This is a genomic window from Simkania sp., from assembly GCF_965215465.1.
Taxonomy (GTDB): Bacteria; Chlamydiota; Chlamydiia; order Chlamydiales; family Simkaniaceae; genus Simkania.
Genome location: NZ_OZ244056.1, coordinates 271,624 through 295,407 on the forward strand (window position 1 = coordinate 271,624; position 23,784 = coordinate 295,407).

At 42.3% G+C, this 23,784-nt stretch carries 22 protein-coding genes; 9 read left to right on the top strand and 13 right to left on the bottom strand.

Features of this window, described 5'->3' with window-relative positions:
• Window positions 1-2: 2 nt before the first annotated feature.
• Window positions 3-2,063, bottom strand: a complete 2,061-nt coding sequence (locus tag ACOOFG_RS01180) for a glycosyl hydrolase (protein WP_420421821.1) — start codon at window positions 2,061-2,063, stop codon at window positions 3-5.
• 96 nt (window positions 2,064-2,159) lie between these two features.
• A complete protein-coding gene (locus tag ACOOFG_RS01185; RefSeq protein ID WP_420421822.1) occupies window positions 2,160-2,819 on the bottom strand; it encodes a hypothetical protein in 660 nt (219 codons plus the stop codon).
• Between the two features lie 128 nt (window positions 2,820-2,947).
• On the opposite strand from ACOOFG_RS01185, the gene ACOOFG_RS01190 reads away from it, so the two are divergent.
• The gene (locus ACOOFG_RS01190; protein WP_420421823.1) at window positions 2,948-4,726 is read left to right on the top strand and encodes a PP2C family protein-serine/threonine phosphatase; all 1,779 of its coding nucleotides are present in this window, start codon (window positions 2,948-2,950) and stop codon (window positions 4,724-4,726) included.
• A 26-nt stretch (window positions 4,727-4,752) separates the two neighbouring features.
• On the opposite strand, the gene ACOOFG_RS01195 is transcribed toward ACOOFG_RS01190, so the two are convergent.
• Together ACOOFG_RS01195 and ACOOFG_RS01200 are read right to left on the bottom strand one after the other, a co-directional pair.
• Complete coding sequence (locus ACOOFG_RS01195) at window positions 4,753-5,256, bottom strand: hypothetical protein (protein WP_420421824.1); 504 nt, start codon at window positions 5,254-5,256, stop codon at window positions 4,753-4,755.
• 63 nt (window positions 5,257-5,319) lie between these two features.
• Window positions 5,320-5,850 (bottom strand): hypothetical protein, encoded by a 531-nt coding sequence (locus ACOOFG_RS01200; RefSeq protein ID WP_420421825.1) that lies wholly within the window; start codon window positions 5,848-5,850, stop codon window positions 5,320-5,322.
• Window positions 5,851-6,509: 659 nt separating this feature from the next.
• On the opposite strand from ACOOFG_RS01200, the gene ACOOFG_RS01205 reads away from it, so the two are divergent.
• Complete coding sequence (locus ACOOFG_RS01205) at window positions 6,510-6,710, top strand: hypothetical protein (RefSeq protein ID WP_420421826.1); 201 nt, start codon at window positions 6,510-6,512, stop codon at window positions 6,708-6,710.
• Window positions 6,711-6,718: 8 nt separating this feature from the next.
• Window positions 6,719-7,375, top strand: a complete 657-nt coding sequence (locus ACOOFG_RS01210) for a hypothetical protein (protein WP_420421827.1) — start codon at window positions 6,719-6,721, stop codon at window positions 7,373-7,375.
• A gap of 35 nt (window positions 7,376-7,410) precedes the next feature.
• Here the strand turns inward: ACOOFG_RS01210 and ACOOFG_RS01215 are convergent, their stop codons facing one another.
• A complete protein-coding gene (locus ACOOFG_RS01215; RefSeq protein WP_420421828.1) occupies window positions 7,411-8,631 on the bottom strand; it encodes a CCA tRNA nucleotidyltransferase in 1,221 nt (406 codons plus the stop codon).
• 76 nt (window positions 8,632-8,707) lie between these two features.
• Between ACOOFG_RS01215 and ACOOFG_RS01220 the strand changes: the two genes are divergently transcribed.
• Both ACOOFG_RS01220 and ACOOFG_RS01225 read left to right on the top strand, forming a co-directional pair.
• The gene (locus ACOOFG_RS01220) at window positions 8,708-9,160 is read left to right on the top strand and encodes a pentapeptide repeat-containing protein (RefSeq protein WP_420421829.1); all 453 of its coding nucleotides are present in this window, start codon (window positions 8,708-8,710) and stop codon (window positions 9,158-9,160) included.
• Window positions 9,160-10,143 (top strand): ROK family protein, encoded by a 984-nt coding sequence (locus ACOOFG_RS01225; protein WP_420421830.1) that lies wholly within the window; start codon window positions 9,160-9,162, stop codon window positions 10,141-10,143. Before ACOOFG_RS01220 ends, ACOOFG_RS01225 begins: the two co-directional genes overlap by 1 nt.
• Here the strand turns inward: ACOOFG_RS01225 and ACOOFG_RS01230 are convergent.
• From ACOOFG_RS01230 to ACOOFG_RS01245, 4 genes are all read right to left on the bottom strand, one after another.
• Entirely contained in the window at window positions 10,140-10,829 is a 690-nt protein-coding gene (locus ACOOFG_RS01230; RefSeq protein ID WP_420421831.1) for a leucine-rich repeat domain-containing protein, read from the bottom strand. The two genes, ACOOFG_RS01225 and ACOOFG_RS01230, sit on opposite strands and share 4 nt — an antisense overlap.
• A 337-nt stretch (window positions 10,830-11,166) precedes the next feature.
• Window positions 11,167-11,988: a leucine-rich repeat domain-containing protein gene (locus tag ACOOFG_RS01235; protein ID WP_420421832.1), complete on the bottom strand. Its 822-nt coding sequence runs from the start codon at window positions 11,986-11,988 to the stop codon at window positions 11,167-11,169.
• 20 nt (window positions 11,989-12,008) lie between these two features.
• A complete protein-coding gene (locus ACOOFG_RS01240; RefSeq protein WP_420421833.1) occupies window positions 12,009-12,191 on the bottom strand; it encodes a hypothetical protein in 183 nt (60 codons plus the stop codon).
• 65 nt (window positions 12,192-12,256) lie between these two features.
• Window positions 12,257-13,531, bottom strand: a complete 1,275-nt coding sequence (locus tag ACOOFG_RS01245; RefSeq protein ID WP_420421834.1) for a hypothetical protein — start codon at window positions 13,529-13,531, stop codon at window positions 12,257-12,259.
• 301 nt (window positions 13,532-13,832) lie between these two features.
• Here ACOOFG_RS01245 and ACOOFG_RS01250 point away from each other — a divergent pair, with 301 nt between their 5' ends.
• Window positions 13,833-15,614, top strand: a complete 1,782-nt coding sequence (locus tag ACOOFG_RS01250; protein WP_420421835.1) for a hypothetical protein — start codon at window positions 13,833-13,835, stop codon at window positions 15,612-15,614.
• Between the two features lie 59 nt (window positions 15,615-15,673).
• Here ACOOFG_RS01250 and ACOOFG_RS01255 read toward each other — a convergent pair whose 3' ends face one another.
• Both ACOOFG_RS01255 and ACOOFG_RS01260 read right to left on the bottom strand, forming a co-directional pair.
• The gene (locus ACOOFG_RS01255) at window positions 15,674-16,645 is read right to left on the bottom strand and encodes a type I phosphomannose isomerase catalytic subunit (RefSeq protein ID WP_420421836.1); all 972 of its coding nucleotides are present in this window, start codon (window positions 16,643-16,645) and stop codon (window positions 15,674-15,676) included.
• A gap of 242 nt (window positions 16,646-16,887) precedes the next feature.
• Entirely contained in the window at window positions 16,888-17,160 is a 273-nt protein-coding gene (locus ACOOFG_RS01260; RefSeq protein ID WP_420421837.1) for a hypothetical protein, read from the bottom strand.
• Window positions 17,161-17,335: 175 nt separating this feature from the next.
• Here ACOOFG_RS01260 and ACOOFG_RS01265 point away from each other — a divergent pair, with 175 nt between their 5' ends.
• The 3 genes from ACOOFG_RS01265 to ACOOFG_RS01275 all read left to right on the top strand — a co-directional run bounded on the left by ACOOFG_RS01265 (window position 17,336) and on the right by ACOOFG_RS01275 (window position 20,968).
• Window positions 17,336-18,286: a hypothetical protein gene (locus ACOOFG_RS01265; RefSeq protein ID WP_420421838.1), complete on the top strand. Its 951-nt coding sequence runs from the start codon at window positions 17,336-17,338 to the stop codon at window positions 18,284-18,286.
• An 82-nt stretch (window positions 18,287-18,368) separates the two neighbouring features.
• Complete coding sequence (locus ACOOFG_RS01270) at window positions 18,369-19,583, top strand: hypothetical protein (protein WP_420421839.1); 1,215 nt, start codon at window positions 18,369-18,371, stop codon at window positions 19,581-19,583.
• Window positions 19,584-19,663: 80 nt separating this feature from the next.
• Complete coding sequence (locus ACOOFG_RS01275) at window positions 19,664-20,968, top strand: hypothetical protein (protein WP_420421840.1); 1,305 nt, start codon at window positions 19,664-19,666, stop codon at window positions 20,966-20,968.
• Here the strand turns inward: ACOOFG_RS01275 and ACOOFG_RS01280 are convergent.
• A complete protein-coding gene (locus ACOOFG_RS01280; protein WP_420421841.1) occupies window positions 20,965-22,290 on the bottom strand; it encodes a hypothetical protein in 1,326 nt (441 codons plus the stop codon). The two genes, ACOOFG_RS01275 and ACOOFG_RS01280, sit on opposite strands and share 4 nt — an antisense overlap.
• A 108-nt stretch (window positions 22,291-22,398) precedes the next feature.
• Window positions 22,399-23,625, bottom strand: coding sequence for a transcription termination factor Rho (rho, locus tag ACOOFG_RS01285; protein ID WP_420422690.1), 1,227 nt, complete (start codon window positions 23,623-23,625; stop codon window positions 22,399-22,401).
• Window positions 23,626-23,784 lie beyond the last annotated feature (159 nt).

Genomic DNA, 23,784 nt, shown 5'->3' on the forward strand with positions numbered 1-23,784 from the left:
CATTAAAAGAAGGTTTGGTTTTGTGCCGATTGATCATTGACTTGTCCATTAGTTACAGTAGTCATAGAAAATTGTCCAGGATATATGGCCCCATCTATTGAAGTCCCAGCAAGGGCTCTCTTCCAATATGTAGGATTTTTATACCACAAGACGCTGCCAGAGCTAGCAGTGAGTTTTAGGTTCATGAGACTAAAATCACGAATCGTTTGATAGCGAGCTTGTTCTTGCCCTGTCAGCGAGGTTTTTAACAGGACTTCAGAGTAGGCGTGCATCCCTAGCCAGCAGTTGAAATCCTCAGCAATACTTTCTTGGTTGCGACCAAGAGCAAAAGGTTCATATTGGAGACCATTGGCGATACTATGGCCCTCCCATTGATATCCTTGTCGATCATAGGGGAGATCAGGGTCATTGGAAAACGGGTTGTGAGCATCACGCCAGAGAAAGTCAACAAAGTCTCTCATCTTGTACTGATTGTAATCAGCTCCCATGACTGGAACGTCGACCCAGTGTGAGTCTTGAGGCGCATATTTAAGCTCCCAATCGGTGATCATTGCTGCAGTCATGATGAAGTAGCCTGCAAAGAAGTGGTGGTCATTGTAATCATAGTTGCCAAAGTCAACACCGCTATCAATGAGTTGTTGCATGTTGGGTCCGTCAACGTAATCTCCAACACCTCCGGCCCCATTGACACAAATACCAGCTCCAGTGCGATCTGCAACGAAGAAGTTTTTCCCTGGGATTCGCCCTACTAAATAAGCCGTCAAGATGCTTTTGGCATTTTCAATGTAGGGGCGGGTGACTTGATCGATTTGACTTGCTTGTCCATTTTGCGTCAAAAAATAAGCCATATAAAGAGCTGTTTTGGCCAACATGAATGCTGTTTTGCCTCCGTTATAGGCGGGATCGATTTGAAGTTCGGGAATGTAGGGAAGGCGAGGAAGAGTTTGTTGTGGGAGGATACTTGTCAAAATATTGTCTAAGTCTTGAAGTTGAGTGGATGTAAAAGTAAGTTGGCTAGGGATGAACAAATTGTTGCTTGTAAACCAAGAGGGAATCTTTTGTTCGAGAAATGTGATGGTTCCGTTTGTGGCTTCTGCAGCATAAAACGTCCCCTTAATCGTGTCGTTATAAATGAAATTTTGCAGGGGTTCTCCAGCTCCTGGAGTCGTGTTCACTACCCCGGGGGTACTGCCTTGCAAATGCTTCCAAAGAGGAAAGCAAATGAGAGGTTTATTTTGACCATCACCAGGAGGCACTTGATCTGACAACGTGTAGGTCCAAGCTACCGTGTTTGCAGTTGTGGCAATGGTTGCAGAAACAGGGATGTAGCGTCTGTAGTTATCGTAAACTGCTGAGTTGTTGACGGGAGCAGTCAATGTGTACTGTGGCATAGGGTTGCCATTTTGAAAGGTGTTGATGTCGGACGCTATATTTTGAGCCATGTACATGTCAAATCGGAGAGTGAAGAAATTCGTCGAAAAGTCTCCAGCAAAATTATAAGGAGGGGCATTTACATTTGTTTGAGATAGAAAGTCCTGATAATAGGTTTCTGCTGTGGCACTATCTTGAAGGCAAAGGAGGGGGAGTAGGATAGACATGGTGCCTGTATCAGGAAAGCGAATGGGATCTCCACCTAGCTGCCAATTTGCGCCAATCTGTTTTTTTGAAAGCATTGTCGCGAGATTTGTCCAAGTATTAGGGTAGAGAAGGTAGAGGTTCATCCCTGTAGGGGAAATGGCATCAACTAAAATGATTCTCCACCAAGAAGCTGATAAGACATTGTTGCCACAATTTGGGTCTTCAACAGGGCAAGTTGCCGTTTGTGGGTTATTTGTATCTGGTGCCATAAAGTATGTCTGCTGCTCCCAGTTTGTGTTCACCGTTGGAGCAGGGTCATTTGTTGAAAGCGCGGCGAGTCGAATGAATCCAGTAAAGGGAGCTGTTGCATTAAAAGAGATGGTGTTGGCTCCTAGATTAACAATTTCGAGCTCAATGTTTGATGCTGCAGCGTTTTCGGCATAAAAGATGAATGACGAAGGTCCTTCAGGGTTGACTCTGGTCACGAAAAATTGAAACTTACGTCCAGTGATTGTGTTTCCAATCGGGACAAGTGTAACAGGACCATTATCAATACTAATGAAGATCGAGTTTCCCTGAACTTAAAGAGCGTTACTAGAAGCGATCCAAGGTGTTAAGTTATCGTAGTAGACATCGTGAAATACATTCCCAAGAACATTATAGTCAACGAGCTGACCAGCTGTTCCGTTTTTTGGGGTATAAGTTAACACACAAGTTTGTGTGTTTTGTATATCAGTCCCAATGTCAAAGTAATCATTTGCTCCACCTTGATTGACTTCAGCTGTGCTGAAAAAAATGGTCGTGCGTGTATCAGTCACGAGATTAGGAAAAGTGGGGTTTAGAAATATTGAGTATTGAGGAATTAACACAGAAGGCCCTGTTCGAGCCATGCCCACAAGAAAAGGGCCTGCTCTCATGTTAAGCCCGTTTCCTCCTTTTGAGATTTCTCCTTGAGTCCATGTAATTGTTTGAAGGATGGCACATTCTTGTTGAAAGAGTTGAAAGTTGTTCGTAACCGGAAGTTGATCGGAGTTTATGCGGTTGATGGCTCCAAGTGGGGCGTTTTGATTGATCGATAGAGACCCAAATGCTGAGAGTGGGGGAAGGTCGAAGGTTTCGCAGTTTCCCTCAACCGTTCCCAGGTCACCTTGATAGCCACCTTCTTGAATGGGGCAGACTCCTTGCAAGGGGAGTAAGTTGAAAATGAAAAAAGCTGGGAGGAGATAGAATAGTTTCTTCATAGTAAAGGCCTTATCGGTACTTCATGAAAATGTGACATTTTAAAATTTTAAATGATTACGAACAACAAATAGGGAAAAAATTTCAATTTCTCTTTTCTTTGCTAGGATTTCAAGGTAGGGTGCAAAGCATGGACTTTGAGGAGAAAAATCGTCAGGTTTTAAGGGGACTGAGTGGATCGCTGGCGTTTCGTATTTTACTCATCGAAACGATTCTGCTAGTGATTCCACTGCTGATTTTTGCTGGGCTGATGTACTACGAAGACTCGCGGCTTCAAGCCAAAGACAATCGGTTCACATTGGAGCTTATCCTGCATGGGAAAGGAGAGTTGATCCAAGAGGTGATGGTTGGGGAAAGTGACTTTTTAAAGTATGTCGATAAAATTCACCCTTCTGAAAGTAAACTTCAATCACTTGCTGATCGAGATCTGTCGACAGAGCTGTTTCACTTAGTGCAAAAACAAGGAAAGTACGTTTGTGATGAGGCCTCTTTGCCCGAGCTGATAGGACGCGACTTTTCAGAGATTATCCCTCAAAAATTACCTGCTGAGGGGATGCTTATCGGGACCCCTGAAACCAATCGATTCTATTTTTTGCAGCCCTTTTCTCACGGAAATGAGGTTTGGGCGACAGGTTTTTCACCTAAACGATTGACGGATAAACTCTCAATAGAGAAAAATATTCCATATCCGACAGTGATCTCTTTGCTTTCTGACAGCGGAACCGTCCTTTTATCGACTGATACGACATGGCAAAAGTGGCACCTTCCCTCCGCTCGAGAAAAAGAAGAGCAATTTTCCTTTTTAGGAGAAAATTATGTAGGGGAGTTTGAGAAGATTCCTAGAAGTAACTTGCTTCTTCTCGTTGCCGCACCAAGGCATACAAACTTTGTGGACATTCCATATTTCTTGGCGAAGATGATCATTTTACTCCTGATCATTTTGGTGGTCGGGGGAGGAGCAACAATTTGGCTCACGGTCCGTTTGGGAAAGCCGCTCCGAAATCTTTGCGCGGCGATGGAACAGTTGCGATCAGCCGATTTGTCTGCACGTTATGTTCCTGATCGGATGGGGTTTGAGATCAATGTTGTGGGAACGATTTTTAATGCGATGATCGTTTCCCTAAATGACTTTATCCATCGCATCAAACAAGAGAAAGCAGCCAAAGAGGCATTTGAACGAGAGCTCATGATAGGCCAAGAAGTTCAGAATTCCATTTTACCAAAAGAACTTCCCACATTTCCGGGGCTAGATATTGCTGCCCGGTTTATTTCTGCAAAAGAAGTGGGGGGAGACTTCTACGACTTTTTGGTACGCCCTGCTCCTGAAGGGGATCGGCTTTTTTTCGCAATTGCCGACACGGCAGGCAAGGGGATTTATGCCTGCCTCTACTCTTTAACCGTTCGCAGCATGCTCAGAAGCTATGGGGAGATGCATCAAGATCTTGAAACGATCACAAAAGAGACCAACAACCTCTTTTGCCTTGATACAGGGGATAGTGGCGTTTTTGTAACAGCCTGGCTGGCATTTTACGATGAAAAAACAAAAGAGCTTCATTTTTCAAATTGTGGTCACTTTCCGGCCTATCTCCTGCGAGCAGACGGAGCCATAGAAAAGCTCACAACAGAAGGAATGGCGCTCGGTGTTGAAAAGTTTGATGAGGTGCAAACTTCCTCCGTGCAACTCAGTAGTGGAGACTCTCTTCTTCTCTTCACAGATGGAGTGGTCGAAGCACATAATGATCAGATGAAAATGTTTGGGGAAAAACGGCTGATGGAGTCTTACAAAGATCGGAAAGAGCTTAAGGCAAAAGAAATTGTCGATGAGCTGATCGAAGAAGTGGCGTTTTTTGCCGGAGGGGCTCCCCAACATGATGATCTCACTTTAATTGTCATCAAAGTTGAGGATTGAATTTGTGCAACAACTTGCTGCACTTTTTAAAAAGACCCAAGTGATTTTGCGCCGTGTTGTGTGACATCGATAACTATTTTATTCCAAATGTTCCACTCAGTTTTGTATTTTTGTGGATGCTTTTGCATGTTTTTTAAGCAGTTGATTGCAAGGCGTAGAGAGTCTTTTCCATTTTCTTGGAATCGCTCATTAAAGTAGCTGCAAAAATCAATAGCAAGCTGGAAAAGCAGCTCTTCTTTTAATGTAAGTCCGTCGTGTTGCTGCATAGGAGGGATATTAAAACGGCGTTCAACGACAGTCTCAAAATAATCATCGGAGGATGAACCGATACAAACTATAAGGAAGAAAAGCTCATTGTCTTCAATTAGTCCATTTTGCGTCTCCCCTTCTTTCAAAGAAGGCGTACGATTTTGGGAAAGGACCGAACTTTCATGATGCACTTTTTCTTGTAAAATATTCCACCAAAGTCTCTGAAGAAAAAGCATAATGATCTGAAATCCGTTTTCTATTGAAATTGTGTCTGCTTTCATACCTAAACTCAATACACAAGGTGATTCAGCATGATCAAACCATATGTCAAAAAGGAGAAGTTGCTAGAAAATGAGATGCTTATCTCCAGGTGAGAGGACATATTCTATAGTTTTCTCCCAAATTTTCCATTCAGTTTTGTGCTTATCAGGATGACGTCTCATATCTTCAAGCCAATCAATTGCAAAACAAAGGGAACCTCTACGTTCAGTTTTTTCACAATACTCATCAAATTTATTGTTAAAGTAGCGGCAAAAATCGATCGCGAGTTGGAAAAGCATTTCTTCTGAAACAGTCAACCCATCATGTTGTTTAAGGGGCGGGATTTTCATTCTGGCTTCGATAACTTCTTCAAAATAGTCTCCTGGGCCTGCAGGATCACCGCAAACAGTAGCAAAAACGAAATGATAGTTGTCATGCAAGTCATCTTTAATTTTGTCTTCTGCTGAAATTTGTTCTCGTTTTTCGGGATTAAGCTTTGCTGAGGTGATGAGGTTTTTCTCAACCATAAGTTCTTTTAAGAAATTTTGCCAAAAGTCCATTAAGAAAAATATGACGATTTGAAACCCTTTTTCCATTACAAATTGCCGTGTCATACTACTATTATCCTCGATCTATTGAATGAAATTAGACTATCATTTAGTCTCAATCATTTCAATTTTCAAGCGGAGGATAAGCTATGCTTAAACACGCTCACCAATTTTTCCTCCTTTTTGTACTAATTAGTTGTGTTGAATAAAGAGAAGCTTCAACTGAAGATTTAAGTTCAAAGGAGCACGCATATCTAGGCTAACAAGAGAGACTTATACTGCTTCCAGTCATAAGTTAGCTTCTTTGTTGTACTAAGCTAAGAAGCTTAAGCTTATGCCTTTTTGTTTTTCAAGATTTTGCTTTGAGTGGGGCTTGCCTAGGGAGTTATGCAACACACCTCGAATTAGGGATAGGCTGTTAAGGTAATTTAGTGAATGAATTTATGCAACAGCTTGCTACACGATGTTATAGTTGACTGAGTTTTTTCAGTCTTTCGATAATTTGAGTGGGATCTGTGATCTTTTCGTTTACAGCAAGGAGCCCACCTAATTTAAGCTATTCACCCATTTTCATCCCGTTTGGAACTCCTGCTTGGCGCAGTTGCTCTGAAGTGAGATAAGAGCTTTTCTATCGAAGCTGTATCCTCATCTCAAGATCGTTACATCTTGTTTTAAATTAGAACAGTAAAATACTATTTGACATCTAACAAATATGGAAGTCAACTATGCAGTACGAAATTTTCAAAACGATAGTCTTTGTTTTTCTATTTACCTTTTCTACTTATGCTATTTCTAGGGCATTATGGATGCTCGGGCTTAAAGGTAAAGTGCAAAGTTTTGGTAAATTATGGGGAGCTGTTTCTTTTCTACTAGGTGGGATAGGTTCTGCAATCGGTTTAATTATTTTAGCGAGACTATTTCTTTAGGAGTCAATATGAAGCTCTCAATGATGTTTTTTATTTTGTTAATCGGTTCTATATCCTCTTTATCTGCTAAGAATAACAATATTATCCGACAAGAGATGACTGAAAGGGATTTGTGTCATAAAGTTTTAGATTGTCTTTCTTTTGTTGATAGTGACTTTTCGACTGAAAAGGCTATTGATGACTTGTATAAAGCACGTTTGTTACTCGTAGAGCAAGGTTACAAAGTTCCATTTCTTTCAGAAATTTTTGAAAAAATTTTTGAGCGCACAGAGAGACAAGGAGTTTTTTTAGACAGAGATTTTATTGAGGGTTTTTATGAATTGATCTTGTTGAAGGAACAGGGGGAAGCTAGGGATATTAGTTATGATTCTCGATACTTACCCCGTCCTAAAATAATTTATGTGAAGAAAAAGAAAGATAATAACAAAGAAATTAAAGTTCCTGATGGGGTAGCGATAGGTTTTTGTAAGGCTTTGGCCGGTGGATTATTGTGTATCATTCCAAGCGGTATCACTCAAACGCTAGGAACAGGATTAATTTTATCCGGACTAAATGACATGATACAGCATGCAAATGATCCGATTAATGATGGATCGGGAAGCGGCTGGGAAAGTGACCTAAACCATCGGCAAAGAATAGGAACTGAAAATGCATCGTACGATTGAGCAGTGCAATTTATGCACCAGCTTGCTGCACGATTTTATAGTTGATTGAGTTCTTTGAGTTTTTCGATGATTTGGGTCGAGTCTGTGATCTTTTCGTTTACAGCAAGGCGCTCACCCAATTTCAGCAATTCACCCATTTTCACCCCGTTTGGAACTCCTGCTTGGCGCAGGTGATTCGAAGTGAGATAAGGGCTTTTATTTTGAATCCGCTGGATGGGGTCTTCGAGCATTTGCGCTCGGAGATGATGTTCTTGCAAAAAGTTTTGCCGCTCTTCTAATGGGAGGTGCGTGGCGTGAATCTTTAGGCAAGGTGGAAAAAATCGGTGGGCATAAAGACGGGCCCAGTCGTAATCGTCAGCGGAATTTTTAGTCAGGACGTTTTCAGCAGCGTGAAAAAAGCGGACGAATTCACGATCTTCATTGGAAAGCTTCAAGTAAGTGACAAGCTCGTCTTTTTCTTCCAGATTAACTCCTGGGAAAAGTTCGAAGATTTTTGAAATCACAGGGGCATCATCGGGAAAATAAGGAAGTGCTTGGAGGCGGCGTTGCACCTCTTCGATGGGGATGTTTTTTAAAAGAGGAAAAATGACGGGGAGGAGGTTAAGTCGATGGAGGGTGATGAGGGCGATGTCAAGATGGGGGTATGCAGCCATTTTGCAAAATTCATTCCAGACCCGTTCAATGGCAACAGCTGGAAAAAGGGCATCAGAGTGATCTAAAATGGCTTTTAGTGTCTCTGATTCGATTGAAAAATGAAACCGGCTTGCGTAGCGAACGGCACGAATCATGCGCAGTCGATCTTCTAAAAAGCGCTCGTGAGGATTTCCAATGGCGCGAATGACGCCTTTTTCAATATCTTTTTTTCCTTCGACGTAATCGATGATTTCTTGTTTTAGAGGATCATAGAACATGCCGTTAATGGTAAAATCGCGCCTTTCTGCGTCTTCCTTGTCATCGGCAGATTCGACACCAATGGGACGTCTTCCATCGCGGTACCCTTGGTCCTTGCGAAAGGTTGCAACTTCAAAATGGTGCCCCTCTTCCACAACAATCACGATGCCAAAGTTCACTCCAACAGGAATGGTTTTGGGGAAGATCCGCTGCACTTCTTCAACAGAGGCCTGTGTGGCAATGTCGATATCGTCCGATGTCCGATGCATGAGAAAATCTCGGACCCATCCCCCAGCAAAATAGGAGGTATAACCTTCTTCATACAGCTTTTTGACGATTTTAATTGCGATGTGAAACGTCGGCATTTTTCCTTTTCAAGAATCGGTCAATGAGGCATTTCGAAATATAACAGCTTTGGCAATTTAACCCTAGAGGATGACTGTGCGCTATGTTGGTTTTTTGATGCTTTCTTTAGCTATTGTACTTGGCGGGTGCGCAAGTCATGACATGGAAAAAGCCGAAAACGGACAGCGTCATTTACAAAATGTCAACTTGGTGAATGCGGATCTAGGGAATTTGGATTTGCAGAACGTCAATTTAAGTAATTCAAATCTAAGAAGTGCAAACTTAACCCAAACCAATCTATCGGGTGCCACCCTTATGAACGTCAACTTCCAAGGTGCTTTTTTACAAAAGGCCATTTTGACCAATACCAATTGTCAGGGAGCAGACTTTCTCAATACCAACTTGGAGTATGCGAATTTTCAGGGTGCAAATCTCACCCATGCGCGGTTCAATGGAGCGAATGTCATAAAGGCGGATTTTCGAGGAGTTACTGGGTTAACAGATACTCAAAAAGCCAATTTCAAGAGTAAGGGAGCAATCGTGGACTGATGCATTTAGTGGGTGTCGATATTGGCGGGACGAAGGTGTCAGTTTGTTTGGGGGATATGGAAGGAAATATCATTGAGCACAAGCGGGTGATGACAACGACCCTTGGGGACCCCACGAAAGGCCTTCCCAAAATTGTTGAACTGATTGGTCATCTTTTAAGAGACAATAACCTAGAAATTCACGAAATTAAAGCCATCGGCATGGCGGTGCCGGGGCCCATTTCCTACAAAAAGGGGATGATGCTCACTCCCCCCAATATGCCAACTTGGGTCAATGTTCCTGTTCGGGAATATTTTAGAGAAGCTCTTGAACGGCCCATTTTTCTCAATAATGATGCGAATGCAGGAGCACTAGCTGAGTGGGAGTTTGGAGCGGCAAAACATCTCGAAAATTTAGTCTACTTAACCATGAGTACCGGAATGGGAGGAGGGATCATCGCTCAGGGGAAATTGCTGCAGGGTGAAACCGACACAGCGGGCGAAGTGGGGCACTTTGTTTTAGATCCCAAAGGGCCTAAGTGTCCTTGCGGGCAACGAGGGTGCTTTGAAGTGTTTTGTGGAGGAGCCAATCTTGCTCATCGCATCCAAGAAGAAATCAAGCAAAAGAAGATTCAAACAGCGATTTTAGAGGCAGCAGAAGGGGAAATCGATAAAATAGACATGAAGTGCGTTGCAGCAGCAGTCAAAAAAGACGATAGCTATGCACTGGAAATCTGGGAAGGGTTCATAGAGCGTCTTGCTCAAGGCATTGGGATTTTGCTCATGACACTCAATCCCGATGCGATCATTTTAGGAACGATTGCATCTCATACACATGAATTAGTGATGGCGCCCCTTAAACGGGCTCTAGCTGAGTATGCGTGGACGATGCCGCTTGAATATTGTCGCATTGAAGAGAGTCAGCTCAGCGATCGGATCAGTAAGCTTGCACCACTTGCTCTCGCAATCGCAGGGTTAAGAAACGTAGAACCTCAAGAGTTCTAACGAGCTGCAGTCCCTTTGTTGAAGGTCAAATCTTCGCAGAGTATTTTTTGAGGGTCAAGGCTTTGATGAGCCTTCAATACATGGGGGAATTGCCCGAGCTTTGTGTCGTACAAAACGACTTGTGAAAGCCTAGGAAATTGAAGAATCTCTGGTGGAACAATCTCAATCTCAGAGCGAGAAAGATCTAGAAGGGTCACGACTTTTTGCTTGTTCCCCTTACTTAAGTATTCACGCATCTCAGCTGCAGTTTCAAAGTGTGGGAATTTGTATTGATCTTCGAGTTTTCCCCAAACTCTTGCAAGGTTACGATCCATGACATCAGGAGCAATTTCGTTAATCAGCTCCGCCATTTTAAGACAATGGCCGACCCCTTCTTCTGTTGTTCCGTCAAAATCAGGTGGTGCTAAAGTAAATGCACTTTTGGCCTTGATATATAAATCTTGGACATCATGTGAAAACCAGAAAGAAGATGCCATGGTGTCGTAAAGAGCGCTAAGGTTGGTAGCATCGAGGCGTTTGATATCAAAGTTTAAGGTGACGTTACTTGGATTGAAGTTTGTAATTTCAGGAGTAGGAAGGAAAGCCTGCATTTTTTTGAGTTCGCGAGATAGCTGTTCACCCTGGCTTGGGCTTTCAGAAGAAGACCAAACAAGATTTACCATTCCTGTCAAAAATTTTATTGCCATGATAACTAACCCCTGATGATTTAAGCATTCTCTAAACTTAAGCAGAGGTAATTATACTTCGCGTCCTATTTAGAAAACAATAGTATTAACAAAAAAAGGTGTTACCTAAATTTTTTACAATGAATGATATAGGGGGAAACCCATCTATGTGCTAGATGTTGTCCTCAAATCATACTGCGTGAAAGAGAGCTTACTAGGAGAAAAGTTTAAGGCGACCGATGGAGGAAGCCCTAAAGAGGGCCTCACGAAGCAGGGCAACGCAAAAAATTTCCCTAGAAAGAACTAAAGAACCGGGTAGTATTTGACGATACTATTTAAGAGGTACAAAGAAAGTTTTTTATCTCCTGCAGCCCCTTGAGGCTCTTTTTGGACGAGTATCAGATAAAGGTGCATCAGACTTCTCTGCTTTAGCTCCCTGCGCAGTAGATGTCCCTTTTGTGAAAGTCAAGTCTTCGCAATGTATCTTATTCAAATCTAGTTTTGAATGGGCGCTTAATATATGGGGGAATTGCCCAAGGTTTGTGTCGTACAAAATGACTTGTGAAAGATTGGGAAATTTAAGAATTTCAGGGGGGAGGATTTCAATATCAGAGCGAGAGAGATCAAGAAGAGTCACATCCAAGGTATGCTTCTCGTTTTCTAAATACTGGCGCATCTCATCTGTCGTTGTAAAGTGAGGGAACTGATATTGCGCTTCTAATTTTTTCCAAACCATTTTGAGATTTCGATCCATTGCATCAGGAGCAATCTTGTTAATCAGCTCAGCCATTTTGAGACAACGGCAGAGAGCCTCATTCTTTGTTCCCTTAAAATCTGGCGATACTAGAGTAAATGAGCCTTTATGCTCAACGTAAAGCTCTTGTACATCTCGAGAAAACCAGAAAGAAGAAGCCATGGTGTCGTAAAGAGAGCTGAGGTTCGTTGCATCTAGATGCTTAACATCGAATTTTAATGTGATGTTACCTGGGTTGAAGTTCTTCACTTCAGAAGTAGGAAGGAAGGTCTCCATTTTTTTTAATGATCTCCCAAGTTTATGGCCCAGGCTAGGTGGGCAGTCCTTACACTCTTGGGAAGATGCTCCTGAAGGAGCGTCTTCCGTAGCTTGTGGAGGAGTGGGCTTAGACCATAGATTTGAAAAGGCTCCAATTACCGAATGCATAATTCCCTCACTGTCATTTCTTATTTATATTTGTTGTAAAGAACGCAAGTTAATCCAATTGCCCCTAGCATTCCTAGTGTCGTAAGACCAATAGTTAGCCAGGAAGGGCCTTCGGTTTCACTCTTTTTCACTTCGGCTTTTGGAATGAAGTTGATCGCTTCTTGATAAATCGAATCCTCAATTGTAACAGCGACTTTCCCCATCTGGTCTGAAAGGGTCCAAAGAGCGTCATATGTCTCTTCTGCAAAGCTTCCCGAACGTGGGTCGACTAAGAAAACGTTGAAAGCAGTTCTGCAACCACTTGGCGATCACTCATAGAAAATTTGTGAAGATCTTCAAGTGTGAGGTCTGAGTAATTTTCTTGGACTTTAAGTAACGGATGCGTTTTTTCATCATCGATGCGACATTTGATATTCGATAAGGTCATACTGAGCTCTTCTAGTGCCTGGATTTGATGCCCAGATAGAACTTCTCTGCGAGGATCAACACTTGTTGTCATATACATATCTGCAATGCGGTTGAAATTGAATTTGATCGAGATTTTTGCTGTTCTAAGACGTCTTGCTTCCGGAGTGACTTTTAGCAGTTCGGTTTGAATGGTCTTTTTATGTTTGTAGGGAGTTTTCCCAATATAAAGCTCACTGCTGGCCATTTTTCTCAGCAATGTAATGATCTCTTTTCGCGCTTCAGGGTTGCTATCGATTTTGTCTAAAACCTGCCTTTTGACTCCTGCGGTTGCGGTATCAGGGATGTGCCCATTTTTTTCTAAAAGGGCGACAAAATGACTTGCTAATTGCTCATTCGTAAGAGTAAAGGCCCGAGTCACAAGCTCTTTTGAACCCGTGATAAAATCGACATTGCCTGTATTTGCTAGTGTAAAGAGAGACTTATGTGTTGCTGAAAGTTTGTCTAAGTACTGATCCATGCGAATCATCAGATAATCTGCTGTTTCCATGTCAATTCCCATCTCAGCAAGTGCGGGTGCGATTTCTGTTTTCATCAAACTATGAATATCTCTCATGAGACTGTCATTTTTTGTATCGACAAGCATGAAAAAATCGACATCTGTTCCTGCAGATCCAACCTCTCTCATGAAAAGTCGGTTAAATCCAAAGATAGAAACAACCTCATCGAATGGGCGCGTTTCTCCATGTTTTTCGAGTAGCAGCTCAATCTTAGGCCGAGCGGCTCGAATGAACATGTCATGTCCAGCATCTTTACGAATTTGCATGAATCTTTGGCTTCCACCTACTCGAGCATCTACCCGGTTCCCGTCAAACATTCTGTTGACAGTCTCTAGGTCCGTGCCAAGTGAATGAAAATAACTCCTCGCAACTTGGTCTGTTGCTGTAGGCAATGAGTGATCCATTTCAGAGATTGCAAGAGAACCCATCTCTCGCTCAACTAATTTACCTGTTGAATGTTGACCGGTAGTTAGTTGCTCTCCGAATAGAAAGTCTAGTTTTTCCTGTTCTACTGGTTTATGAGTAGGGTGTCCTATTTCAACTCTTTCTTTATTAGATACTTCCGTTAAAGTAGCCATGATTCCTTTCTAACTCCCAAAATATTTTTCATATGAAGTTACTATTATAAAATATTTAATATTAATTTAAAACTATTATGTAAGTTGCTTAATATAAGTTATTAGTGGGTTTAAAATGGTTTTAAGTTATTGTTTGTGAATAACTTAAAAAACTATAAAGATAAAATTTTAATTAATATTTACTAAATTTTTTATTAAACTAAATTAAATTTTCATTTATAATAATTGTAGTTTTTAATAAAAACGACTTGCAAAGCAAGTTTTGGGAGTAAAACGGGGAAATGAGAAGGAGTAGGAAGGAATGACAAGTCATACCCATGGCGTGTCTGGAAGAGAGTTACATCTTATCAGTGCGCAAAGTCAAAATGACCGCGCGATGGTCGCGGCAAACAAATCTGAAAATCCATTAATAGTTGTTGTTGTAAAGCAGGCTTTAAAAGAGGTCATGGAAGAGATCTTATTAGATCCTAAACAACAGGAAAACTTTAATGAGCTGCTTATGGAAAAAACTGTGGATATCATTAGCGATATCCCTGATGCCAAAACGAGAAAGACGCTTCTTGGGCAGGTTGCCAAGATTGGTGAAGCTGTCATGCGCTATAATGTGATCCAAACAAAAGGTGTCGATGTAAGGCTACCTCTAAGGAAACGTCCAGAACATTTTGTATTCTATGATACTGGAGAGAAAGTGCCTCAATGTGTTGTTAAGTTTGATCGAGAAGCAAAGCATACGATTCCGCTTAGCGCGTATCTCGATGCGCGCATCTCAGGGCCAATTCAGGAGTTGATTCTTGATAGAAAGACGCCTATTGACCTGTTTGTGGGGCCAATAGATGACATGCAATCTTACTATTTTCATAGTAAAGGGCAGTTTGAGCTAAAATATACTCTCAATACAAGAAGCTCTACGAAGTATTTCCTTTTTGAAGACCAAAAAGGTAATCAAAAAGTTGTCATTGCCGGGATTTCAAACGAATCAAAGTTTACTCATACGCTACTCCAACTTAAAGCCGTCGGTGTTGATTTAGACAAAAGAGTTTCTGTACGAGGAAATATTGAATTTTGTGCTAGAGTCTTGCAGGACAAACTCTATGATAAATTCCAAGCAGCAGTTGGCGAAAAACCCATTGCTCTTGCTGTGATGGGAAATCGTTCAGGAATGGTACTTGAAGTCGCTGAGCGTTTGTATCCAGAACAGATGAAAGGTCCTTTCTTAACTGCGGATGCAAGAGAGGAAGTAGCTGTAGGGTTGCTTAAGGAATACAATAATTACAAAGAAGCGAATATCGATGGAATCTTTAAATTCTCAACAATTGATGTGGAGATAAGTGGAGAGACTCAGACTTTAGTTTCTTTCCGTATGCCAAATGGAGATCTTTCTCGCATTGCAACGCGACTTATTTTAGATAAGCATGAAGTCGGAGGCTTTGTGATGGTGGGTGCTGGAGGCTCTCTCAAAAAAGGTTCTCCTGTTGGAAGTTACCAGGTCACAACAACATCACAGCTTGCTGGGAGAAAACCTGTAGCCATTGATGAAGAAAGAGTCATGCCTCTTAGCTTCTGCCAACGAGATTTTTGCTCGCTGAGCAATACCAATGTCACAGTTCTTTCACCTTTGGTTGAAACGGCTGAGTGGTTAGACGATGTTAGAGAAAGAGTTCAATCGGTTGACGTAGAAACGTATTTCATTATGGAAGCCTTGTCAACTGCTTTGAAAGCTGAATCATGTAAAACAATGGTCATTCCTGGTGTATTTATTTCAGACGAAGTGGGTGGAGATCATCCTCTCACAGAAAAAATTGACCCAAAGAATGCATGGGTACAATTACCGATGCTTCTTAAGCAGTCTTTGACTCACTTTGATGTTAAAGATAGACGTCCAAAAGTTGAAGAAGTTGTAGAGGATATACCTGAAGTAATAGACAGGCAACCAGATCGTAATGCAGTTGTAACAACCACAGACTCAACGCCACGAGAAGATACAGGCTGGAGTATTGGAAGCGTTCTCAAAACTGTTGCCATTGGCTCGCTTATCTTTGCAGGTGGTGTTTTTGTCGGGAAAATGCTTAGCAAAGCCAAATAATAACCTCTGCTCATAATTTTAAACATGCAACCCACAAAACCTAGTGGGTTGCATTTTTTTTAGGGGATGTAGAAACGTAAGAGTTCTAAGTCGTCTTCCGGCTCAATTGTTAACGAACTAAGCTCTGCGGGAAGTAGGCAAGTCGTTCCCATTTCAATCGGTTGAGTTCCTCCGTCCCATTTCAAAGTGCCATTTCCTGCGCGAAAAAAGAGAATTTCAAATTGGTCTAAGCAGGGCCAGCTGATTTCAGCTTGAATAGCCCACTTTTCGACTTCAAAATGTGACGCACTCAGCAAATTCCACTGCTTATGCGAAGGGGTCTCTTCAAGCAGTTTTGGGGTTAAGCGTGGATCGATAACATCATCGTAATGGATCACTCGACGCGCCTTGTCGAGGTGAAGTTCGCGAGGGTTCCCTTCGCTATCAACGCGATCCCAGTCATAGACCCGATAGGTCGTGTTGGAGTTTTGCTGGATTTCAAGGACAAAACATCCTTTTCCAATGGCGTGCAAGCGTCCGCCTGGAATGAAGATCATGTCTCCTTTCTCAACGGGGATCGTATGCATCATGGCAAGAATATCTCGAGTCGCAAGCTTCCGGTCGACGATTTCTTGGGGGTAGTGATCATTGAATCCTGCATAGATCACAGCATCTTCTGTGGCGTCGAGAACGTACCAAGCTTCGGTCTTTGCCTCTCCTCCATAGGTTTTTGCTCGTTCATCATCGGGGTGGACTTGGATGCTGAGATTGTCATGAGCATCAATAAGTTTAAGGAGAAGGGGAAACTGGTCGGCTTGGTGGGCCTCTCCGAGTAGAGCTTTGGCGTGAGATTGAACGATATCGTGGAGGGTTTTGCCTTTGAGGGAGCCGTTTGTGACGATGCTCATTCCGTCAGACCGGTCTGAAACTTCCCACGACTCTGCATAGACGCCATCTGGTTCACTTCTATTGAATTCGGTGAGGATCCGGGTTCCTCCCCAGAGATAATCTTTATAGACGGGCTTAAAAAAAAGAGGATAAAGAGAGCTCATGAACCTATCCCATTATTTTAAAGTGATGGTTTTTGAGCGATTTTTTTTCGAATTCTAGTGGCTTTTCGACGCACATACTTGAGAAAGTTGGGCTAGGAAAGCCACTAGAATTTGGGAAAAAAGAGACGAAAAGCATGGTTTCAAAGTAGTGGGATAGGTTCATCCCCCGTATACTAACTGAATAGTTGGAAAGAGAAAAAGGGAAATCGCACTGAGGCATTGATTTCCCTTCCAATGCGTGTTTACCGACTTGCAATGCGGTTGTGCACGATTGCAAAACAGCAGCCGATAAGGCCTCCGAAGAAGAATCCCCAGATGCCACCGACAACTCCGCCGACAAACGAAGATCGATAACCTGTATAGATTGACGACATCACATCGACAAAGGTATATCCCCATCCAGTCATCGAGATCCATCCAGTGAGGAGAATAGCTAATCCCCAAACGATCCCGAAAGCAAGCCCGGTGCACTTTGGGCAGAACCGTGGGCGACTTGATTTTGGCACGCTTTTCATTGTGTTACTCCTAATAAATAACCAGGTTTCATGAAACATAAGTTGCTTCAAATTCCTACATGTAAGATTTCGAATTATTTTTCAAATTTTTTTTTGATTGAGCCGTTTAAATAGATTGATTTAAAAAGAAATGTTGCTTTAAGTTTTTCCTTTATTTTTCAAAGTGGAGTGACATATGAGAACTGCGAAAACATGGGGGATTCTTCTCCTTGTCTGCCTATTTTCGGGACTGAAAGTGCATGCTGAGGTAGAGATTAAAATGACTCAGCTTCAAGATGATAAAAATGAAATGACCTTGCATTTCCCTCGCTACTTTGAAGAAAGTGAGATGCAGCTCAATCAGCTGCTCTATCGCATTATCGTATCGCAGCTTCCCTCCAAGAGGCAAGAGACCTTCTCGTTTGTTCAAAAGGACAATGCCCTATATTTTTCAGGGGCCCCCCAAGATATGAGCCAGCTTTATAAGCGCGTGCTCGATATCATGTCAGTGGGAATCAGTGAGGAGGAGTTTTCAATCCATAAGGAAGGGTACCTCTTAACTGACGAAGCAGCCCAATGGATCAAATATGAGGATTTGAGTGAATGGATAGAGCTAGCAAGTGTGATTGCGAATTTTGCTGCTGATTCCTACTTAAATGCTTTTCCTCAAGAATCCGATCTTGCCTTCACTCGAACGGAGCTAGGGGAGGAGGAGCCTCGCCTGATGTTTGTACATGATCAAGGGACGCACCACTTCTATGCCCTCCGTTTGACGAGCGATGATTGTCATAATATCTCTAAGCTGATCAAAAATATGGCAGACTTGAACCTCTGGGAACTTCTAAAGAAGTCCAAGGACATGAAAAAACTCGGACGAAAAATCGAACCAGTCCACCCTATGCGTTTTTTGGGCTACATTTTTTCAACTCATGAGCTCAAAAAAAGAATGCCTAAAATTAAAGATAGTCATTTTAAATGGGTGAAATTTACAGAAGGGCTTTGTGATCGTTTATCGAAAGAAGCTCGGCACGACAATCTCAATCGGTTCATTCCTGGATTTGCCCAAACAGTTGGCTGCTCAGAGGGCATTATCGAGGATTTTGTCAGACGACACGACTGGTATGGGATGCTCGATTACCTGATGTAAAATCTTTAATTACCAGCTGGGCAAACTTTTATTTTAATGTGATTTCAGGTATGATCTTTTCACCTTAAAACTGGAGAGGATTATGCCACTTGATTTTTCAGGTCTTACGACATTTTCGTCTTTTCGTCCTTCGCGAAGTCTTATTGACGCATCCCTTGATGAAAAAGCGAGTAGAGATGCTCTTTTGGAGGCAATGCAGCCCCTTACAGTTTATGATTCCTCTGTCACAACATTTGACGACTGCTCAACCTTTGTCAACACGTATGATCGAGATGAAGAGAGCGCTCAAGATATCGAAGCTTTTGAACGGGAGCGGACTCACTACCTCAAGGATGTTATAGCTTATTCAAGATCAAGGTTTTACTCCGAAGAAAATGCGGAGCAAAAACTCTTTGAGCTTGCAAAGAAGGAGCTCCGAGCTATCGACCCTAGTCTTGTCGGAGAAAGTCGCTACGACGAGAGCGAAAACCTGGCTCTTAAAGTTTACAAAACCGTTCTGTGTTTTTTTTGGGGTCAGCTCTATATGTGGTGCTTTACCGAGGCAATTCGGACTTGGGCGGGTCGGCATGACATTCTCAAATGGGGAGCGAGCCAAAATCCCAAAGGATTAGAGCTGCCACCGATACCGTCTCTAGAGTTCAAGGAACATGAAGGGAAGGATCCACGAGATATTTTAATCGACCATGTCTGTATTCATCAGCTCGGATTCGAAGAAGAAGTGAGAGAGAACTTACAAGCCCTATTTAAGCTTTTTCCTGGAGAGATCAAAAAATTCAACTTCTCTCCAAAAACCAAGAAGTTTTCCCTTGTGCTCAATGACAGTTGGAAAGTTAGTCCCGATTGGCAAAAGCTCAGAGAGCGGTTTCCTAAAATTCCCGAAAAAAAGGGCTTTAAGGGGGTCCATGTGGACTTATGTGATGCGTCTATTCTTGTTGGAAAGGTTCTCGAAGGCGAAGTCGTTCAAGAAGAAGATCGGACCTGTCTAGAGTTTAAGTCAGATGCCGTTAAAGCAACCGTTCCAGCAACTTTTAATGGGGCTCACCTTGATTTCCATATTGATATCCTTCAATGGGGACGAAGAGAAGACGGTTCGATGACAATTAAAATAGACGTCAGCACTGGCTCAAGTTGGTTTGTCGATCAAGCTGTTAAAGTGATTGTTGTGGCGTTTTCTACAGCTAAGCTTGGCCAAGCAACCCACACCCCCATCTTACCTCCAGAATCGAAGTCAATCCCTATTTTTAATTCACGGCAATTAGAAAGAACTAAAGATATTATTAAGTGGGAAAAGGTTTAATTAAAATAAGATTTATTATTTCTATTATTCTTATTATGTATTATAGTTAGCAAAATTAATTATTAATGCAGGGGAAAGAAGTGAGTGGAATAGATTTTATCCGCTTAAGTTGGATCTATGCACCTCGAATGAAGTTAGAGGAAGCTAAAGGCGATGAAAAGCAGAAGCTAGAGGAACTCTTGAGTTCGATGGAATCGCTTCAAGAGCAAAACGATTCTAATATTGATTTTACAAATTGTTGCGAGTTTGCAAATCAAGATCAATTTACAGATTCTACCGCTCTAAAAAAGGCTTGTCAGTTTGAGCGATGTCGTCGTGTCTACATGCTACGTGTTCTAAGTTTTGCGCGTGCATTATTTGGCAATGATTTTAATCGAGAAGAAAAGTTCTACAACCATGTGAAACAGCAATTACGCATCATGGATCCCGATCTCATCGGAGAAAGTCGTTACTTTGAGAATGACTGGACGATTACCAAGATTTGCAAAGCTGCATTTTACTTTATTTCAAGGCAGTTTTACAGCTGGACGACGGATGAGATTACGATCTGGAAAATGCGCTATGAAATTTTGGAATGGGCAGCCACGCAAAACCCACATACTGTGATCTACCCTAGAACGCGTGAAGAGAGTGTAGAAGAAATAGCAAAAACTCGTTTTATTCCCAAAACTGTGTCTGATCAGCTCATCCGAGATGTATTTATAAGAGCGCTTGGATTCCAAGAAGAAGATATCGAATCACTTCAAGGTGTCTTAGAGCTGCTTCCCGGAGAGATGAAAACTGCTAGCTATAACCCAAAGACAGGTGAAGCTCAGTTTGCTTTAGATCAAAAGTGGATCGGACGTCCAAATTGGGCGAAGCTTGAAAAAAGCTCTAAAAATCCAATACCTGAAGTTATCGCGCCGATCAGCATGCTTATTGAAGATATGCAAAAGTCTGGAACGCCCATTCCAAACGCCTTAAAAGCAGTTGGAAATCGTTTAGCAATTGTTCCAAAAGGCGCGCGAATAGAAATTGCTCAGACAGTGAAAGGAACTGTTGAAAAAGATTCAGAAGGAACGACGTTGAAGATCCAAGAAGGATCGATGCGGTTTGTCATTCCTGCCCGTTTTGGTTTGTTTAGCCCAGACATATATGTCGATGTTCAGGAGCTCAGGAGGCTATCTAACGGGAGTCTGAAAATGACAATTAAGCCTGGAGCTTCAACAGGATTTGACACGACCATCAAGGGAATTGTTGCAGCCATCACCAAAATTGCTTTCGGAGAAAGTTCTACAACGATCACTTCCCCTCCAGAAGGAGAGGGGGATATGAGACTGCCTGATGCAAGTGAATTGAAAGAGATCCGAAAAGACGTCTTTGATAACTTTCAATGGGGCTCTTAGGCTAAAGAAGAGGAAGCAGACTCGGGCATGAAGTAAGAACTACAAAAGTCTGCAAAAGTTTCTGGGGTGATGAATTGCGCCCCTTTCTTTTCTTGCAGATAGTGAGCATTTCCTCGCTCCCAGATTGGCATTCCACTGCCTAATTTTTCTTTATCGAGAGTGCCTTTGATTTCCGAGTGAATCCAAATTTGTCCTTGGGCCACTGACAGTAGCTCCATTGAGGTGAGCCCTCCTGATCGAGTGAAGGTTGCATCACTTCGGTAATAAAGTGGAGCGATCACTTCGTCCCCTTGGAAGCACATGGGAATGATGTTGAGATATTCAGGATAATCCGTAAATTTTTGGATGGCGTCATGGACACGACGCAGCAGACTATTTCGATGTTCTGCTTCATGATTGCAGAAAACAAATAGTAAGTGGCGGAAACCACGGTCGCCAGCCTTGTTAGCCATCTCAATAAAGCTTTTCACATATTTAATGGTTGCTTCTTCTGTCGGCTGACTTCCGAGGAGAATTGTCGAGACTTTATCCGTCGGCTCAATTGTAAGTGCAACTTTATCGCGGAAAATTTCAGCATGGAGATTGCCCCGCTTGATCGTGTCAGCTATGAGGAACTTCTCGATGTAGTTCTTCACTTTGATTTCAATTTTCATCCGATCTGTTGGAGTGTCGAGCTTTTGTCGAAATTTTTCAAACGCGGCTCGAAGAGGAAAGTCTTCGTAGAGGACTTCACTTTCTTGGAGCTTGCAATTTTTCTGCCAAAAAGCATCTGATGTTTGGTCGGCACTGAGCAGAGGTGTTGTAGAGACAAGGCGTAAAAGGCTGCGGTCTTTTTGAGATAGTATTTTGATAGGCTTGAAAAAATGAATCACTTTTTCTGTGGGAAGTTCAGTAATGACTTTTTCAAGTTTGAGTTTTTTCCCAGTGAAACGACTTGCGACCTTGAGGGCCTTAATGATAGAGGAAGTGCCCATGGGCTGAGTGTCGATCACTCGGTCGACATCTTCACGGAGAATGGTTGTCAAAGCTTTCGTGAAAATGCGTATCCAAAAAAGAACGTCTGCAACGGGGATGTTTTTAGAAAAAAAGCTGAGCATATGCAAATTTCCCCTTTTCTGGGAAAAATTCCACATGTGGACAAACCATTTACCAAAATGACGTCCAAGCCAATCGGTGAAAATATCCTTTTGGATGATTTCGAGGTCTGGATCCTCTGAAAGAGCTTTTACAGCTTTGGCTTTTGCAGCTTGAATATGGCCACCACCACCAGAAGAGGTGATGAGTAGTAACTTTTTAGGCTTATTATCTGTTTTTCCGGCCATAACCTCGAACTCAGAATTTCCCTAAACCACTTGGTATTAGGAGGTCGGTTTTACCTACACGCTCTTAACCCGGATCGTAGAAAAATTAGCAAATAATTTAAATCATTTTTATTCTTTCATCGAAAGAAGAAACTCTGCATTGTTGCTTGTTTTCTTCAGTCGGTTCAAGAGTAAGTTCATTGCATCTAGCGGAGTTAGATCTGCTAAAGCTTGACGCAGTAGATAAATTTTTTCAAGTTCTTCCGGATGATAAAGAAGTTCTTCTTTACGCGTTCCACTTTTCACAACATCGATTGCAGGGAAAGTGCGTCTTTCAGCTAGGCGTCTATCAAGAACCAGTTCCATATTACCGGTTCCCTTAAATTCTTCGTAAATGACTTCATCCATTCGGGATCCGGTTTCAATCAAGGCTGTTGCAATGATTGTTAAGGAGCCGCCATGTTCAATGTTACGAGCCGCACCAAAGAATCTTTTCGGTTTATGGAGAGAGTGAGCGTCGACACCTCCTGTGAGGATTTTACCGGAGTGAGGTTGGACGGTGTTATAAGCACGGGCTAAGCGAGTGATCGAGTCAAGTAGGATGACAACATCTTGCCCATACTCGACAAGGCAGCGAGCCTTTTCTAAGGCCATTTCAGCAACTTGAATATGTCTTTCTGGGGGTTCGTCAAAGGTAGAAGAAACCACTTCTCCTTTTACCATGCGTTTCATGTCTGTCACTTCCTCAGGACGCTCGTCAATTCCCAAAACAATCAGAACAACTTCTGGGTGGTTTCTTGCGATTGAGTTAGCAATATTTTGCATGAGGATCGTTTTTCCCGACTTTGGGGGAGCTACGATCAGGGCGCGTTGACCTTTTCCGATGGGGGCGGTTAAGTCGAGTACGCGCATGGCGAGCTTCTCCTTATCAGTCTCCATCACGATCCGCTCTGTTGGGAAAAGGGGAGTTAAGTTTCCAAAAAAGATCCGTTCTTTTGCTTTTTCAGGAGGGTGGCTGTTAATACGGTCAACTTTAAGAAGGGCAAAGTACTTTTCTTTTTCTTTGGGAGAGCGAATCGTTCCATAAACAGTGTCTCCCTTTTTGAGATCAAAGCGTCGAATTTGAGCAGGAGAAACATAGATGTCTTCAGCAGAAGGAAGGTAGTTGTAGTTAGGAGAACGTAAAAATCCAAATCCGTCGGGAAGAACTTCTAAAACACCTTCTCCAACAAGCGTTTCGTCGGGGCTGGCTGATTTCAATTTAACGATTTCGAAAACCATCTGCGACTTCGTGAGCTGACTCGTGTTTTCTAGTCCAATCGTTTTGGCATACTTGTTCAACTCTTCGATGTTCATGCGCTGGAGATCAGCGATCTTAGTAATGGTGTGTTCTTTATTGCTTTTGGGGGGGTGTTGTGGTTGTTGTGCTTTAGGACTTTTAGGTGATTGTTGGTGATGTGATTCTTTGGGTTGACGAGGGCGAGGAGGAGGAGTTTTTTTCTCAGGTTTCTCTTT